Annotated in this window: 13 protein-coding genes; all 13 read right to left on the bottom strand. The window is 47.5% G+C overall.

What is annotated here, in order from left to right; all coding sequences use genetic code 11:
• Positions 1-7: 7 nt before the first annotated feature.
• Positions 8-2,698 carry a preprotein translocase subunit SecA gene (gene secA, locus ACOSVP_RS02850; protein ID WP_487346001.1) on the bottom strand — a complete coding sequence of 897 codons (2,691 nt, stop codon included), beginning with the start codon at positions 2,696-2,698 and terminating at the stop codon, positions 8-10.
• 131 nt (positions 2,699-2,829) lie between these two features.
• Entirely contained in the window at positions 2,830-3,744 is a 915-nt protein-coding gene (gene lpxC, locus ACOSVP_RS02845) for a UDP-3-O-acyl-N-acetylglucosamine deacetylase (RefSeq protein ID WP_055464277.1), read from the bottom strand.
• Between the two features lie 111 nt (positions 3,745-3,855).
• Positions 3,856-5,088, bottom strand: a complete 1,233-nt coding sequence (gene ftsZ, locus ACOSVP_RS02840) for a cell division protein FtsZ (RefSeq protein ID WP_487346303.1) — start codon at positions 5,086-5,088, stop codon at positions 3,856-3,858.
• Between the two features lie 44 nt (positions 5,089-5,132).
• On the bottom strand, positions 5,133-6,407 hold the full coding sequence (ftsA, locus tag ACOSVP_RS02835) for a cell division protein FtsA (protein ID WP_487346000.1): 1,275 nt from the start codon (positions 6,405-6,407) through the stop codon (positions 5,133-5,135).
• A gap of 63 nt (positions 6,408-6,470) precedes the next feature.
• Positions 6,471-7,163, bottom strand: coding sequence for a cell division protein FtsQ/DivIB (locus tag ACOSVP_RS02830; RefSeq protein ID WP_487345999.1), 693 nt, complete (start codon positions 7,161-7,163; stop codon positions 6,471-6,473).
• 4 nt (positions 7,164-7,167) lie between these two features.
• Positions 7,168-8,121, bottom strand: coding sequence for a D-alanine--D-alanine ligase (locus tag ACOSVP_RS02825; RefSeq protein WP_487345998.1), 954 nt, complete (start codon positions 8,119-8,121; stop codon positions 7,168-7,170).
• Between the two features lies 1 nt (position 8,122).
• The gene (murC, locus tag ACOSVP_RS02820; protein WP_487345997.1) at positions 8,123-9,544 is read right to left on the bottom strand and encodes a UDP-N-acetylmuramate--L-alanine ligase; all 1,422 of its coding nucleotides are present in this window, start codon (positions 9,542-9,544) and stop codon (positions 8,123-8,125) included.
• Positions 9,541-10,614: an undecaprenyldiphospho-muramoylpentapeptide beta-N-acetylglucosaminyltransferase gene (murG, locus tag ACOSVP_RS02815; RefSeq protein ID WP_487345996.1), complete on the bottom strand. Its 1,074-nt coding sequence runs from the start codon at positions 10,612-10,614 to the stop codon at positions 9,541-9,543. Before murG ends, murC begins: the two co-directional genes overlap by 4 nt.
• Before the next feature lies 1 nt (position 10,615).
• Positions 10,616-11,833 carry a putative lipid II flippase FtsW gene (gene ftsW / locus ACOSVP_RS02810; protein WP_487345995.1) on the bottom strand — a complete coding sequence of 406 codons (1,218 nt, stop codon included), beginning with the start codon at positions 11,831-11,833 and terminating at the stop codon, positions 10,616-10,618.
• Complete coding sequence (gene murD, locus ACOSVP_RS02805; protein ID WP_487345994.1) at positions 11,830-13,179, bottom strand: UDP-N-acetylmuramoyl-L-alanine--D-glutamate ligase; 1,350 nt, start codon at positions 13,177-13,179, stop codon at positions 11,830-11,832. The genes ftsW and murD overlap by 4 nt, the downstream gene beginning before the upstream one ends.
• Positions 13,180-13,185: 6 nt before the next feature.
• Positions 13,186-14,268, bottom strand: coding sequence for a phospho-N-acetylmuramoyl-pentapeptide-transferase (mraY, locus tag ACOSVP_RS02800; RefSeq protein WP_487345993.1), 1,083 nt, complete (start codon positions 14,266-14,268; stop codon positions 13,186-13,188).
• Between the two features lie 14 nt (positions 14,269-14,282).
• Positions 14,283-15,644 carry a UDP-N-acetylmuramoyl-tripeptide--D-alanyl-D-alanine ligase gene (locus tag ACOSVP_RS02795; RefSeq protein WP_487345992.1) on the bottom strand — a complete coding sequence of 454 codons (1,362 nt, stop codon included), beginning with the start codon at positions 15,642-15,644 and terminating at the stop codon, positions 14,283-14,285.
• The gene (locus ACOSVP_RS02790) at positions 15,628-17,097 is read right to left on the bottom strand and encodes a UDP-N-acetylmuramoyl-L-alanyl-D-glutamate--2,6-diaminopimelate ligase (protein ID WP_487345991.1); all 1,470 of its coding nucleotides are present in this window, start codon (positions 17,095-17,097) and stop codon (positions 15,628-15,630) included. The genes ACOSVP_RS02795 and ACOSVP_RS02790 overlap by 17 nt, the downstream gene beginning before the upstream one ends.
• Position 17,098: the final 1 nt, after the last annotated feature.

Below are 17,098 nucleotides of genomic sequence, written 5' to 3'. Positions count from 1 at the left end.
TAAATTACTAAACTAAACTACCGTGACACTGCTTGTATTTCTTACCAGAACCACATGGACAAGGCTCATTACGACCCACACGAGGCAGATCACCTGCTGGCGCTGCTGCGTTAGCCTGAGCATCACCCGAATCAGAAACATTCGTGGTCATGGTCGTTTTGGCTTCTTGTTCACGACGTGCTGCTTCAATCTTTTCTGCCTCGTCAGCGGATTGTACTTTCACGCGTGTGACAATCTGAATCACATCAAACTTAATTTGATCCAGAAGGTTTTGGAATAACTCAAACGCTTCACGCTTGTATTCCTGTTTTGGGTTCTTCTGCGCATAACCACGTAGATGAATGCCTTGACGCAGCATATCCATGGTTTGCAAATGCTCTTTCCAAAGGGTATCTAGCACCTGAAGCAATACTTGCTTCTCAAAGTTACGTAGACCTTCGGCACCCGCAATCGCTTCTTTCGCAGCATAGTCGTCGACAAAAGCCTGCAAGATTTTCTCACGCAGCGGCTCTTCGTAAAGTTTCTTGTCTTCCGCCACCCACTGCTGAATCGCAAGCTCAAGACCAAACTCATTACGGATACGCTCTTCTAGTCCTTCAAGATCCCATTGATCGATGATGCTTTGTGGTGGAATGTACTCATCAATTAGATTAGCAACCACTTCTTCACGCATCGACATGATCGCACCAGACAAGTCTTTCGACACCATCATGTCATAACGTTGACGGTAAATAACCTGACGCTGATCGTTTGCCACATCATCGTATTCTAGCAATTGCTTACGAATATCGAAGTTACGACCTTCCACTTTGCGCTGTGCTTTCTCGATGGCATTGGACACCATCTTATGCTCAATGGCTTCACCCTTCTCCATGCCTAACGCTTGCATCATCTTCTTGATACGGTCAGACATAAAGATACGCATTAGGTTATCTTCAAGAGACAAGTAGAAACGCGATGAACCTACATCACCTTGACGGCCGGCACGACCACGCAACTGGTTATCGATACGACGGGATTCATGACGCTCGGTACCAATAATGTGTAGACCACCTGCTGCCAATACCGCCTCATGACGCGCTTTCCAGTCTGCTTTTAAAGCATCTTTTTGCGCATCTGTTGCGCCTTCGGGCAACTTAGACAATTCAACCTGCAGGTTACCACCTAACACAATATCGGTACCACGACCGGCCATATTGGTAGCAATAGTCACCGCACCTGGACGACCTGCTTCCGCGACGATATCCGCTTCACGTTCGTGCTGCTTAGCGTTCAATACATTGTGTTTAACGCCTTTTTTGTCTAGGAAACTAGAGAGCAACTCGGAATATTCAATCGAAGCTGTACCCACCAAAACTGGGCGGCCACTCTGTACCGTTTCTTCGATGTCTTTAACAATCGCTTCAAACTTCTCTTCGGTACTCATAAAGATCAAGTCATTGAAGTCTTTACGCTGTACCGGGTTATTGGTTGGAATAACAATAACCGTCAAAGCATAGATCTGCTGGAATTCAAACGCTTCGGTATCCGCTGTACCTGTCATACCCGACAGCTTTTCATACAAACGGAAGTAATTTTGGAAGGTAGTCGAAGCAAGGGTCTGGCTTTCTGCTTGAATCTTAACACCCTCTTTGGCTTCTACTGCCTGGTGAATACCTTCTGACCAACGACGGCCAGGCATGGTACGACCGGTGTGTTCATCAACGATCACCACCTGATCGCCCTGCACAACGTAGTCGATGTTCTTCTTAAACACCACATGGGCACGCATACACGCATAAACGTGATGCAGAAGTTGCAAGTTAGACGCTGCGTAAAGGCTATCACCTTCTTCAAGCATGCCTTGCTCTACCAACCATGCTTCCACAAATTGGTGACCATCTTCAGTCAACTCAACGTTGCGCTGCGACTCGTCAAAGGTGTAGTGACCAACTTCTTCACCCTCTTCTTCTTGCTTAATAAGAAGTGGCGCTAATTGGTTAATCTTACGGTACTGCTCAGAACTGTCTTCCACCGCACCAGAGATAATCAAAGGTGTACGGGCTTCATCGATTAGGATCGAGTCCACCTCATCGACTACAGCAAAGGCTAAATCACGTTGCATACGATCTTCCATACGGAAAACCATGTTGTCACGTAAGTAATCAAAGCCAAATTCGTTGTTGGTACCGTAAGTAATGTCAGACTGGTAGGCGGCGCGCTTTTCGTCACGCTCTTGTCCGGCGTGAACCACACCCACACTCATGTCTAGGAATTCATACAGAGGACGCATCCAGTTCGCATCACGGCGTGCTAGGTAGTCGTTCACAGTCACAACATGGACACCTTTACCCGCTAGAGCATTTAGGTATACCGCCAATGTCGCCACCAGAGTTTTACCTTCACCCGTACGCATCTCGGCAATACGTCCTTCGTGAAGCACCATGCCACCGATCATCTGCACGTCAAAATGGCGCATACCCATGACACGACTACTGGCTTCACGAACGGTTGCAAAAGCCTCTGGCAAAAGAGAGTCTAGGGACTCACCCTTGGCCAGACGCTCCCGAAACTCATTAGACTTGGCCATCAAATCATCATCGGTTAATCCCTTAAAGGTCTCTTCTAACTTGTTGATCTGAGAGACGACTTTCTTGTAACGCTTTACTTCTCGGTCGTTTTTAGTACCGACAATTTTTTTAATGACTGTTCCGAACATATTTCAACACAACTTAGAATTAGAATAATTTAGAGTCTAACATGGTAAATAGCTCCGAAACATGAATTATCAAGCCCCTATAACGAAAAAAGCCAGACATAAGTCTGGCTTTTTAGAGAATCGTTCAATAACTAGGCAATTGCAGCTGATTCCGTAAATGAAATCGGATTCAATGCCTCATCTTCTTCGAAAGTTACGTATTCCCAAGCATCTTGGTTTTGTAACAGCTCTAGAAGAAGCTTATTATTCAAACCGTGACCCGATTTGAAGGCTTTATATTCACCAATTACGCTGTGACCTAGTAGGTATAAATCACCAATCGCATCCAATACTTTGTGACGAACAAGCTCATCACGGTAACGCAAACCTTCATCGTTCAAAACACGGTAGTCGTCAAGAACGACTGCGTTTTCCATGTTTGCACCACGAGCTAGGTTATTGTTTTTGAAGTATTCGATATCTTTCATGAAACCAAATGTACGTGCGCGAGAGATCTCTTTAACAAACGTCGTTGTTGAGAAATCTACTGACGTAAATTGAACTTCTTCATCGATCGCTGGATGCTGGAAGTCAATAGTGAAAGACAAACGGAAACCATTAAATGGCTCAAGCGATGCGTATTTATCGCCATCCTCAACACGGATTAGCTTTTTAATACGAATAAATTTCTTTGGAGCTTCTTGCTCTTCGATGCCAGCAGACTGAAGCAAGAACACGAACGGACTTGCGCTACCATCCATTAATGGCACTTCACTTGAACTTAACTCAACATAACAGTTATCAACACCCAAACCAGCCATGGCTGACAATAGGTGCTCTACTGTACTTACCGTTACTTCACCATCACGTAGAGCCGTTGCGAAATTGGTAGCGCCAACAGACTGAGCCGATCCAAGAATTTCTACAGGTGGCTCAAGATCCGTACGCACAAACACGATACCAGTATTAACCGGTGCCGGTTTAAGCGTTAGATAAACTTTCTCGCCGGAGTGTAAGCCCACTCCAGTAGCGCGAATAATGTTTTTAAGCGTGCGCTGACGTACCATTATATTCCTACAATATGATGACAGTTAAAATTTGCCGGAATAATACCAACAAGTGTCGTTTTATACAATTAAGAACCCTAAAGCTGCGCACTTTTTGCGCAAATCAACTCACTAGTCCGCTTGACGACGCAAAAATGCAGGAATATCCAAGTATGACAACTTGTCTTCCGAACTTTGAGCCGAATTCACAGAGGATTCATTCAGTTTTGATTCTGGTTTATTAAGCGTTGCTTCAACTACAGGCTTTGCCACTTCAGGCTGAGCAGCAACATTCACCTGCACCGGTTCAGCTACTGGCGCCGCAGTCACTGGCGCTGAAACTTGAGCAGTTGTTGAAACGGTTGAACCAACCGCAGACTGCATCTGCGCTGCACCGCCCTTACCTTCAAGACCTGTCGCAACCACCGTGACACGCATCTCTTCGCCAACACTTGGGTCGATGGCACAACCAATTACAACAGTGGCATCTTCAGACGCGTATTCTTCGATGATATTACCCACTTCGGTAAATTCAGACAGGCCTACTTCATCGTTGGCGGTGATGTTAACCAACACGCCACGAGCACCTTTAAGGTTAATGTCTTCTAGAAGTGGATTGTGAATCGCTGCTTCCGCTGCAACGCGAGCACGATCTTCGCCCGTCGCTGAGCCTGAGCCCATCATCGCCATACCCATTTCTTTCATTACTGTCTGCACGTCCGCAAAGTCGACGTTGATCAGGCCAGGACGCATAATCAAGTCAGTGATACCTTGCACCGCATTCAACAATACGTTGTTGGCCTCACCAAACGCTTTCAGTAGCGAAATGTTTTTACCAAGAACTGGTAGTAGACGCTCGTTCGGTACCGTGATCAAAGAATCCACGTTATCACGCAATTCTTTAATACCTTCTTCAGCGACCTTGGCACGACGACGACCTTCAAACGGGAATGGTTTAGTCACCACTGCAACCGTTAAAATACCTAGTTCACGAGCTACTTTCGCGATAACAGGTGCCGCACCCGTACCTGTACCACCACCCATACCCGCAGTGATGAATACCATGTCCGCACCAGTTAGCAATTCCGTAATTTTCTCTTGATCTTCAAGAGCGGAGTCACGACCAATACTAGGATTTGCACCCGCACCTAGACCTTTCGTTACGGTCGTACCAAGCTGCAGCGTGATACCAGAATCTAAGCCAATCAGTGCTTTTGAATCTGTGTTGGCACAGATAAACTCAACACCATCCAGGTTGCTTTCAAGCATGTGCTTAACAGCGTTACCACCGCCACCACCAACACCAACTACCTTGATGACAGCATTGTCTGATAAGTTTTCTTCGGCTAAATCAAATACGTTCATGGACATGGGCTTTAAGCTCCTATAATTCTTGCTGTCATTCCTGACTAAATATAACTCTGAAACCAGTCTTTTACCTTGTGCCACGCCTTCGCTGGACTGAAAGCAGGCTTGGCTTCACCGCTCGCCACTTCGGGCAGAAACTTTTTCCGAGGCGCTTTTTCCTGAGCATACGACTCCGTTACATCAGGAACCGGCACACCTGCACCGGCGTATTCTAACAAACCTACACTGGTTGAATAGCTTGGATTATCCACCATCTCAGCTACCCCACTAGCAAGGTAAGGAGACGCTATTCGAACTGGCATATCAAAGATGCGCTCAGCCAAGGCTTCAGCACCCTCCATTAAGGAAGTGCCTCCCGTAATGACGATGCCCGCTGGAATGCGTTCAGCATAACCACTACGATTCAACTCATCCAACACCATTTTGTAAATCTCTTCATAACGCGCCTCAACAACTTCGGCTAACGCATGGCGAGAAATTGCTCGCGGCTTACGATCACCAACGCTTGGTACTTCAATACGTTGATCCGCAGACGCTAAGCTGGACATTGCACAAGCATATTTGATCTTAATCTTTTCAGCGTGCAGAGTCGGCGTTCGTAACGCCATGGAAATATCATTGGTCACTTGATCACCGGCAACTGGCACCACCGCTGTGTGGTGCATAGCACCGTCCAGCCAGACAGCAATGTCAGACGTTCCTGCACCGATATCCACCAAGCAAACACCCAAATCTTTTTCATCTTCACTCAAACACACTTGGCTTGAAGCCAGTTGTGACAAAATCACACCATCTACTTCAAGGCCACAGCGACGAATACATTTTTCAACATTCATCACCGCATTGGCTGCGCCAGAAATCAAATGTACATTTGCTTCCAGACGGACACCCGACATCCCCAGTGGATCGCGAATACCCTCTTGGGAATCGATATTAAACTCCTGCGGTAACACATGCAGCAAACGTTGATCCGATGAAATCGGCACCGCTTGCGCAGCATCAATCACGCGCTCAATATCTTCAACTTGCACTTCGCCATCTTTGACTGCCACGATACCGTGGGAGTTCTGACTGCGAATATGACTACCTGCAACACTGACATAAACAGAATGAATGTTACAGCCAGCCATCAGCTCAGCTTCTTCTACTGCTCGCTGGATAGATTGCACAGTGGACTCGATATTGATGACGACACCACGCTTCATGCCTTTCGCAACATGAGTGCCTACACCAACCACTTCCATTACACCATCAACACCTTTTTCCCCGACTACGCAGGTAATTTTTGAAGTGCCAACGTCTAATCCAACAATCATAAAAATCCTAGCTATCCTACAACCAACATTCATTGCTCAAAAAAGCAACAATCAGACCAACTTTTACTGTTCTGGCTTCCATTTCACCGCTACCCCATGAGGATAGCGGGCATCGACCGAGGCAATTCGGTCTATTCTACCCGATAAATCACTTTTATACACTGCTACAAAGCGCTGTAATCGCTCTAAAACCTCATCACGACCGAGTTTAACACTCACGCCATTCGCAAATGAAATATTCCACGCGCCACGATCTTCCAACTCCAATCCCGCTATGCGCAATGTCGTGGTCGATAAAAACTGACTAATCAGAGTAAACTGATCCAGCACAGTTGCTTCGGTATCCGTCGGCCCATACAGCTGAGTAAGCGGCAGATCCGGCGCAGTCACAGGCGCAATAATTTTCCCACTAGCGGTAATAATCTTCCCATCGTTCCACAAAGCAACTGGCTTATGCTCACTGACTTCAATACGTAGCGTATGAGGCCAGACCCGCCGAATCTTTACAGATTCAACCCAAGCTGGCTGTTCACCGATATATTTTAGAGCTTCCATTGACTCATCAAATAGCCCACGCCCCAGCAGTTGATTGTATCTTTTTTGCAACACCTCTCGATCAGCGTATTGCAAATCACCCACAACCTCGACTTTGCGAATATCAAACATTGGCGCATCCGACGCCACTTGATCCGGATTTTCCTGAAATAAGGCAAACACAATAAGTAAAATGGCGCCCAGTAACGCTGCCGTGCGCATACTACTATTGGGCCTCTACGGCTTCTTGCCACGCTTTAACAAGGATCATATCGACTAAGTCGTCGTAATTGATACCCGCGTAAGCAGCTGCCATCGGTACCAAACTGTGGGACGTCATACCCGGTGAGGTATTCACTTCCAGTACCGTAAAATTACCTTCAGCAGTTTGCATGATATCCACTCGTCCCCAGCCACGACAGTTCAGCGAGCGGTAGGCATCGAGCGCCAACCCTTGAATCTCAAGCTCAAGATCCTCAGATAAACCACACGGCAACAGGTATTGCGTATCATCAGCCAAGTACTTGGCTTCGTAATCATACAAAGCATGATCTTTAGAAGGCTTTAAGCCAATCGGCGCATAGGCCACATCATCGATGATCGCCACCGTAAACTCAGGCCCTGAGACAAACTCTTCGACCAAAATATCGGAGTCATAGCGTTTGGCATCAAGCAACGCTTTTGCCAATTCCGACGCATCATTGACCTTACTGATACCAATGGTCGAACCTTCTCGAGAAGGTTTGATAATGAGTGGATAACTCATTTCATCATTAATTTGCGCCACATCAGGCTCACCACTGAAGCACAAGTAATTCGGCGTCGGCACACCAATACCTTGCCAAAAACGCTTAGTCAGCGCTTTATCCATAGCAAAACCCGATGCCAGTGGCAAACTGCCGGTATAGGGCTTTTCCAACATATCTAACAACGCCTGAACGCGGCCGTCTTCACCTTCACCACCATGCAAAGCAATGAAGGCCATATCAAAGTTCGCATCCATCAATTGCTTGACTGGATCTTGCTTAGCACCTTCGCCGTATAAATCCACTTTGACGACTTGATATCCTTTGTTCAGCAGCGCTTGGGCAACTCGAGTACCACTTTCTAGTGATACTTCACGCTCCGCAGAGCGGCCACCATAGATGACGGCAACCGTTTTTTCTTTCAATGAAGTCATGTTAGATACCCTCTGCCGCCAACTTTTTCGAAATCGCACCTATATCACCAGCTCCCTGAGTGATGAGCAAGTCGTTAGGGCGTAAAACATTTGCCAAGATCGAACGCAAATCATCCTCACTACTGACGTGTACTGGATCGACTGCGCCACGCTGACGGATACTGCCACACATGGATTTACTGTCAGCACCGTTAATTGGGGTTTCACCAGCGGAATACACATCTAACAGCAACAACACATCCACATCAGACAAAACTTTTACAAAGTCTTCATACAAATCACGGGTACGCGTGTAACGGTGCGGCTGATAGACCATCACCAAACGTTTTTCCGGCCAACCAGCACGGATCGATTTGATGGTGGCATTCACTTCACTTGGGTGATGACCATAGTCATCGATAAACATCACATTGCCACCTTCAGGTAGCTTCAAATCGCCTTGTTCTTGGAAACGACGACCTACCCCTTCAAAGCCCATTAGACCGGCTTTAATCGCACTGGCATCAACCCCCAAATCCGTCGCTACAGCAATGGTCGCCAGCGCATTAAGAATGTTATGACGACCCGGCATAGGTAGGCGAATACGCAGTGGTTCACCTTCAGGACGGTGCGCCAAAAACTCACAGAAGCGACCTTTTTGCGAAATTTCCGTGGCATAAAAGTCGGCCTCATTATCAATACCGTAAGTCAATACTGGTCGACTTAGCTCAGGCATAATCTCGCGCACGTTCTCGTCATCAACACACAGCACCGCCAAACCATAAAACGGCAGGTTATGGATAAACTCAATAAAGGTACGCTTCACTTGTTCAAAGTCACCGTTATAGGTATCCATATGATCTTCATCGATGTTGGTCACAATCACGGTTTGCGGCTGTAGATGAAGGAAGGAAGCATCACTTTCGTCCGCTTCTGCAACTAGGTACTTACTACTACCTAATTGTGCATTGGCCCCAGCACTGGTCAAGCGACCACCGATAACAAAAGTTGGCGATTCATCTGTGGCTGCCAAAATCGACGCCATCAAACTTGTCGTAGTGGTTTTACCGTGAGTACCCGCGACCGCGATACCATGACGGTAACGCATTAACTCCGCCAACATTTCGGCGCGACGCACGATCGGAATACGATGCTCCTTACCCCATTTAATTTCAGGGTTACTTTTATCAATCGCGCTCGACACCACAATTACATGGGCGTTTTTAACATTTTCTTCTTGGTGACCGATAAAAATCTCTACGCCAAGTTGCGCCAGGCGCTCAGTCGTTGAGGAAGCCTTCATATCAGAACCACTGACGTTGTAACCTTGGTTACACAACACCTCAGCAATACCCGACATGCCCACACCACCCACACCGATAAAGTGGATGTTTTGAATACGACGCATCGTAGGAATATCGTAACGAAATTTAGCTTCCATCATTTCTTCATTAACCTTATACACTGAGAAACCACCGTCTGGGTGGCATCAGGATGAGCAACCAGTTTCGCTTGCTCAGCCATGGTTCGTAATTTATTGGTATCGTCTGTCAATTCGACCAGACAGCTTTCTAAGCTGGCTAAATTGAACTCTGGTTGCGGCATTAAATAAGCCGCACCCACTTGAGATAAAGAGCGCGCATTGGCCGTTTGGTGGTCATCAATAGCATGAGGATACGGCACTAAAATCGATGGCAAACCAGCAATTGCCAATTCACTGACGGTCATGGCTCCGGCGCGACATAACACCACATCCGCCCAATAATAAGCCTGACTCATATCATCAATGTAAGCATCGACTCGTGCTGATACACCTAACTTATCGTAGTCGGCCTGCACCGCTTGGTGATTCTTCGCCCCCGTTTGATGCCAAACATCTAAACGCGTGTCGTGTTGCCAATTCGCTAATAATTGTGGCACCACATCATTAATGGCTTTCGCCCCTAAACTGCCACCCACCACTAACAAGCGCAGTGGTCGTGCAGACTCTTCGCGCACAGCACGCGCTTTTTGCGACAAGATCGCACCACGAACAGGATTGCCTACGGTCAATCCGCCAGGCAGCGCCCCTTCAAAGGCTTGTAGCTTTAGTTTGGCAATCTTGGACAACAATTTATTGGTTGTACCCGCAACCGCATTCTGCTCATGAATCGCCAACGGCACAGCGAGCAGCTTGGCTGCCACACCACCAGGTCCCGCAACAAAGCCCCCCATTCCCAATACCAAGTCCGGTTTTTCGCGACGCATAATCGCCACCGCCTGACCAATGGAATGCGCAATACGCCAAGGCGCTAGCAACAACCCAAGCGCACCTTTACCGCGCACACCTTTGATGGAGACAGTGTGCAGGGGAATGTCATACTTCGGCACCAGCGTTTCTTCCATACCACCAGCAGATCCCATCCAGCACACCTCCATTCCCAATGATGAGAACTTCTCGGCACAAGCCAGCGCTGGATAAATATGACCACCGGTTCCACCAGCCATGAGCATTACTTTTTTAGGTTTAGACACCTTACACTTCCCCTACTTCTGTCATGGCTTTTGCACTGCGCCCTGTAGCAGGCTTTTCTTGTTTCTCTTCAACAGGTTCTTGGCGACGGTTTTCAATATCGACTCGCCCAACCACAAATAAACTGCCTAAAGTAATGATCAAGCTACTACCACCGTAGCTGATCAAAGGCAGGGTTAACCCTTTGGTTGGCAAAAATCCGGTATTCACACCGACGTTAATAATCACCTGAGCCAAAATCAAAATGGCAAAACCAAAACACATGTACCCCTGGAACAATCGGCCCAAACGCATGGCGGTTTGACCAATTTTAAAGACACGGGAAAGCATCACACCGAACACCCCGAGCAACAGCAAGCCGCCAAACATGCCCGTTTCCTCGACCCAAATCGAAAATACAAAGTCCGTATGCGCCTCAGGCAAGTAGGCCAGTTTCTGCACACTATTACCAAGCCCTAAACCGAACCACTCACCACGACCATAGGCAATCAAGGCTTGCGATAACTGGTAACCTTCGTTGTACGGGTCCGCCCAAGGATCAACAAAGTTCATCAAGCGCTTCACACGGTAACTTTCCGAAATCGCCACCACACCTAATGCGCCGATAACCGCAAACACCAAGCCAATGAACTGGTAGATAGGGGCACCGGCTATAAATAGCAAGGCAATCACAGTACCGATTAATACGACTGAGGCACCAAAGTCTGGCTCTAATAGCAAACAGATTAAAAACAAAAAGGACACCACCATCGGCATCCCCGAACCAATCAACTGCTGACGCACACGATCCGCTCGCCGCACCAGATAACCAGAGACATAGACCACCATACAGACTTTGGCGACCTCCGAGGCCTGCAGGTTAAACACCACTAAATTGATCCAGCGCCGACTACCATTTACCGTTTTACCGATGCCCGGCACCAACACCAATATTAATAGCAGCAATGAGAACATCATTAACGGCACCCCCCACTTATGCAGGGTTTCGGTTGGGATCGACATCATGAAGTAGCCGAACCCCAGACCAATCATCAAATAAATGATTTGTCGCACCATAAAGTAAAATGGATGGTCATATCTGGTCTCCGATAAAAAAATCGAAGCACTGGACACCATTACGATCCCAAGCACTAATACACACGCCACAGACGCCATAAACATAGGGTCAATTTGACGCAGTTCTTTGTACGAAATAGGCTCAAGAATCGCACGGATAGTCATAGCTGGTTCACCAATTCAACAAAGTGATCGCCACGGGCCTCGAAGTTTTTATATTGATCAAAACTTGCACAAGCGGGTGAAAACAAAACGATATCACCTTGTTTTACTTCGGATTTTACTGCATCCATAACCCCTGCAAGATCTAGGTGCTCGGAGTATGCCGTGCCTTCCGGTACGATGTCGATGATATTGCTGGCATCTTTACCAAATACATAAAGATGTTTGACGAATTTTGCTAAGGCTGGTGCTAACGGTGAAAAATCAGCACCTTTGCCGACACCACCCGCTAACAAATGAATGGTTTTCGCCTGCTTATTACCAAGACCTTCCAACGCTGCAAGCGTGGCGCCCACATTCGTGCCTTTTGAGTCATTGATGTAAGCGACGCCCTCTAGTTCACGCACGGTTTCACAACGATGTGCAAGACCAGCAAAGGTCGCGAGCACTTGCGCCACTTCTGGCGTATCAATTGGTAATCCCAAGACATCTAGAATCGCTAAGCAAGCCAACACATTGGCGTAGTTATGCTCACCTTTTAATTTGATATCATTGGTGTTGTATAAGCGTTTCACCCCATGAGACAACCACACCCCGTCTTGGTCTTTTAATAAACCAAATTCCTTAAGGTCTGGACTACCCTTGGTAAACGCGCGTACGGGAGTATTTTGCGCCAATAAGGGTGCGGTCAGAATATCTTGCTTATTACAAACCGCCGCTTTACAGCCACGGTAAATGCGTTGCTTGGCACGTTGATAACTGTACAGATCGTCGTAACGATCCATATGATCTTCAGAGACGTTCAGTAAACAGGCCACATCCGCTTTCAGTGCATGTGTTGTTTCCAACTGGAAGCTAGAAAGCTCAAGCACGTAGAAGTCAATCTCATCACCAATGCAATCCAACGCAGGTAAACCAAGGTTACCGCCAGCAATGGAGCGTTTGCCTAATGCCAATAACAATTCATTGACCAAGGTGGTCACGGTGCTTTTTGCATTAGAACCGGTAATGGCAATGAAGGGGGCGTTAGCGTAATCACAGAACAGATCAATATCACCACGCATCTGCACACCCGATTGCGCTAACTCTTGTAGCACTGGGGTTGCCAAGGCAATACCTGGGCTGACAAACAGTTCCGTCACACCTAAGGTTTTAAGATGATCTAAGCTACCTGTGAAAATGCGCTCTGCTGGGCAAATCTGTTTTACTTGATCCAATCCTGGCGGGTTGTCTCGGGAGTCCACCACATAAAAATCTAAGCCCTGCTTGGCCAGAAACTTGGCCGTAGAAACACCACTCACGCCCAAGCCCACTACCGCACGAACACGATCCGAAGAAATCAAAGACATGATCGATTACCTTACCTTAAGCGTCGCCAAGCCAATCAATACCAAGCACACAGTGATAATCCAAAAACGTACAATCACTTTTGGCTCAGCCCAACCTTTCAATTCAAAGTGGTGATGGATCGGCGCCATACGGAAGATTCGGCGCTTGGTTAACTTGTAAGAGGCCACCTGCAAGATAACCGATACGGTTTCCATGACAAACACACCGCCCATAATGAACAACACCAATTCCTGACGCACGATTACAGCAATCACACCCAGCGCCGCACCCAACGCTAAGGCACCGACATCACCCATAAATACTTGGGCTGGGTAAGTGTTAAACCACAAGAAACCCAAGCCAGCACCCACCAATGCGGAACAGAAGATAATCAGTTCACCAGTACCATGCACATAAGGAATCAATAGGTAATCAGCGAACTTAACGTTACCCGTCAGGTAAGCAAATAAGCCCAAAGCACCACCCACCAATACCGTTGGCAAAATCGCCAAGCCGTCCAAACCATCGGTTAGGTTAACCGCATTACTGGTGCCGACGATAACAAAGTAGGTAAACACGACGAAGAAGATCCCCAATGGAATCACTGCGTCTTTAAACAATGGAATTAACAAAGAGGTTTCCGCTGGCGTTGAGGCAATCGAGTACAGGTAGATCGCCGCCGATAGACCGAACACACTCTGCCAGAAGTATTTCCATTTCGCCGGTAGACCACGGGAATTTTTCTCCACCACCTTGCGATAGTCATCTACCCAACCCACTGCTCCAAAGGCCAGCATAGTTAACAAGGTCACCCATACATATGGGTTGCTCAGGTCACCCCACAGCAATGTACTGATGGCAATGGAAAAAATAATCATCACGCCCCCCATGGTTGGGGTACCCGCCTTGCTTAAGTGGGATTGCGGACCATCATCACGCACCGCCTGGCCAATTTGCAGACGCTGTAGCAAACGAATCACCTTGCCACCGATTAACAGAGAAATAAACAGTGCCGTCAATACCCCTAAAATTGCACGTAACGACAGGTAGTTGAACACCGTAAAGAAAGTAAAATATTTGCTAAGGTAAGCTGTTAAAAGCAGTAGCATGGTTAGGTAAATTCCTAATTTTTCAGAGCGTTAACAATATCTTCCATTTTGGCTGAGCGAGACCCTTTCACCAAAATGACATGTTCTGAATCGAGCGTGGCAAGTAATGCCAACGCTTCGTCCTTGGTCTGGCAAGAGTGCACCTGCTGCACAGACGATTTTGTTTGTATAAATCCTTCGCTGGCATGAGCGGCAATCGGACCTACGGTAATCAGATGCTCAATTTGTGCTTGAGCAGCGTATTGCCCCAAGCCGTAATGAATCGCTGTTTCTTGATCACCCAGTTCGCCCAACGCCCCGAGCACCATCCACCTTGTATGATCGGCATATAAAGCCAACACATCCATGGCCGCCTCAACGGATTTAGGGCTAGCATTGTAGCAATCATTAATGACGACGGCTTCACTTTTTGAGGTCAACAACTCCATTCGACCTGGCACTTGTTCTGGGTGCTTTAATTGTGCCACCACATCAATCAGTGCAAAGCCCAAAGCCGTCATTGCCAGCGCCACCGCCATGGCATTAGCAATATGATGCTTGCCGGGGCGATCTAAAATCAGCTGATAGGTTTGACCTTGATATACCAAGGTAGTAGTAGAGCCAGAGACTGACTCCTGAATATCACTGGCATATAAGCTTGCGCTAGCATCACTAAAAGAAAACGAACGCACCTCTCGATCACCAACATGGCTCAACCAGTACTCATAAGACGCATCATCGGCATTGAGTACCACTGTGGCATCGGGCTTTGCTGTTTCAAACAACATGCCTTTTTCAACGGCGATACCTTGAATAGAACCAAAGCCGAGCAAGTGACTACCACTAGCATTGGTGAGCACCACCACGTCCGCTTCAATCGTTTGACCTAGCTTTTCAATTTCACCTGGAAAACTGGTGCCCGCTTCAATCACGGCATATTGATCCGCAGCAGACAAATTCAGTAAGGTTTTTGGTACACCAATTTGATTATTCAAGTTACTTTGTGTTTTCAGCACTTGGCCATGTTCGGACAAAGCGCGTGCCAACCAATCTTTAACACTGGTTTTACCATTACTGCCGGTGATCGCTACCACTGGTCTTGTGAACATGCGACGCATCATACGCCCGATTAGGGCATAGGCTTGTGTCGTGTCCACCACTTCGATACGCGGTTCTGTGGCAACGGACTCACTCACCAAGACAGCAGCGGCGCCCTGCTGCATGACTTGATCGGTAAATTGATGGCCATTAAAACGTTCGCCAACCAGCGCCACAAATAGCTTTTGCTCAAGCGCCTCACGGGAATCGGTGGAGATATCCGTCACCACAACATCTTGCCCAACCAGTCGACCACCAACTTCATTAGCAATTTCAGACAATTTAAGCTTGTGCAACATACGCCTTCAACGCCGCTTGGGCTTCCTCTCGATCATCAAAATGGTGTCGAACACCGTTTATTTCTTGGTAGGTTTCATGGCCTTTACCGGCAATCAGAATAATGTCCTCAGGACTTGCCGTCGCTATCGCTTGCGCGATAGCACGATGGCGATCCGCCTCAACGGTCACCTCAGCCAAGGACTTATCCAAGGCAGTCAAGGCATCTTCAATAATGGCTTGCGCAGCTTCAGTCCGTGGATTATCCGAGGTCAACCAAACAGCATCTGCTTGCCGCTGCGCCACTGACAACATCATAGGACGCTTACCCTTATCACGATCACCGCCACACCCAAAGACACAGATCACTCGACCGGAGGCATGGGCATGAATCGCTTTTAGCGCCACATCAAGCGCATCCGAGGTATGAGCATAATCCACCAATACCAAAGGCGCTCCATCTTGTTTACAAGACTGCATACGCCCTGGAGCACCTTGCAAACTGGTCAATGCTGCAATGGCTTGTTCTGGCGCATCTAGCGCAGACAATACCGCTGCCAATGCCGCCAAGGCATTCTGTACGTTAAAGTCACCTAGCAAAGGTAAAAACACGGAGTATTCTTTATTTAACACCTGAACACTCAAGCGCACGCCCGTTTGTTCAAACGACTTTTCTAATACACAAAATTGTGCTGTTTCACTGGCAGCGGCCGAGTAACGCCACACCGGCGCTGCAGAGGTCGCTACCATAAACTCCGCATAATCAGAATCCGCACAGACGATGGCACGCTGTAACGACGCAAATTCAAATAGACGTCGTTTGGCGCAGGCATAATTCTCCATTGAGCCGTGATAATCAAGATGATCGCGAGTAAGGTTTGAGAAAACAGCGGTTGACACAGGCACACCAGCAAGACGCTGTTGATCCAAGGCATGAGACGAGGCTTCAAATGCCACCAGATCAACACCTTGGCTAGCAAAAGAAGACAAAAGCTTATGTAAAGTCAGCAGATCCGGTGTGGTTTGCTTCGCTTCCTGTAAATCCCCCAAAAGACCAATACCAAAAGTACCAATCATGGCGCTCTTAAGACCGAGCGCTTGAGCAAGCTGGGCGATGTAATAGCAGATACTGGATTTACCGTTGGTACCAGTCACCGCCACAATATGCTGCGGAATAGGTCCGTAGACATGACGGGCAAGCTGAGCCAACACCTGTTCGATAGACTCCACTTCAAGCAAAACCATGGTTTCAGAGGTAAGCCCCAACCCCTTTGGAATAAGTGCAACAGTACATCCCTTTGCTGCCACCTGATCGAGATAATCCCAACCATTGCTAGACACGCCAGGTAGCGCAATAAACACCGTTTCAGGGGTCACTAAACGAGAATCGGTCTCTAAAGACCGATACTCATGCTGCTCAATTTTCCAACGATTCTCGAGGTGAAGCCAAGTTAAAAGCTGCTCGAAGGTAAACATA

The sequence above is a fragment of the Marinomonas sp. HM11-D genome, assembly GCF_057626615.1.
Note: the sequence above shows the minus strand (reverse complement) of the source record. Positions and strands in the feature narration are given on the sequence as shown.

What these genes read in the sequence shown, in the direction of transcription:
- secA (WP_487346001.1), bottom strand. Translation starts at nt 2,698, where the DNA reads ATGTTCGGAACAGTCATTAAAAAAATTGTCGGTACTAAAAACGACCGA.
- lpxC (WP_055464277.1), bottom strand. Translation starts at nt 3,744, where the DNA reads ATGGTACGTCAGCGCACGCTTAAAAACATTATTCGCGCTACTGGAGTG.
- ftsZ (WP_487346303.1), bottom strand. Translation starts at nt 5,088, where the DNA reads ATGAACGTATTTGATTTAGCCGAAGAAAACTTATCAGACAATGCTGTC.
- ftsA (WP_487346000.1), bottom strand. Translation starts at nt 6,407, where the DNA reads ATGATTGTTGGATTAGACGTTGGCACTTCAAAAATTACCTGCGTAGTC.
- ACOSVP_RS02830 (WP_487345999.1), bottom strand. Translation starts at nt 7,163, where the DNA reads ATGCGCACGGCAGCGTTACTGGGCGCCATTTTACTTATTGTGTTTGCC.
- ACOSVP_RS02825 (WP_487345998.1), bottom strand. Translation starts at nt 8,121, where the DNA reads ATGACTTCATTGAAAGAAAAAACGGTTGCCGTCATCTATGGTGGCCGC.
- murC (WP_487345997.1), bottom strand. Translation starts at nt 9,544, where the DNA reads ATGATGGAAGCTAAATTTCGTTACGATATTCCTACGATGCGTCGTATT.
- ftsW (WP_487345995.1), bottom strand. Translation starts at nt 11,833, where the DNA reads ATGACTATCCGTGCGATTCTTGAGCCTATTTCGTACAAAGAACTGCGT.
- murD (WP_487345994.1), bottom strand. Translation starts at nt 13,179, where the DNA reads ATGTCTTTGATTTCTTCGGATCGTGTTCGTGCGGTAGTGGGCTTGGGC.
- mraY (WP_487345993.1), bottom strand. Translation starts at nt 14,268, where the DNA reads ATGCTACTGCTTTTAACAGCTTACCTTAGCAAATATTTTACTTTCTTT.
- ACOSVP_RS02795 (WP_487345992.1), bottom strand. Translation starts at nt 15,644, where the DNA reads ATGTTGCACAAGCTTAAATTGTCTGAAATTGCTAATGAAGTTGGTGGT.
- ACOSVP_RS02790 (WP_487345991.1), bottom strand. Translation starts at nt 17,097, where the DNA reads ATGTTTACCTTCGAGCAGCTTTTAACTTGGCTTCACCTCGAGAATCGT.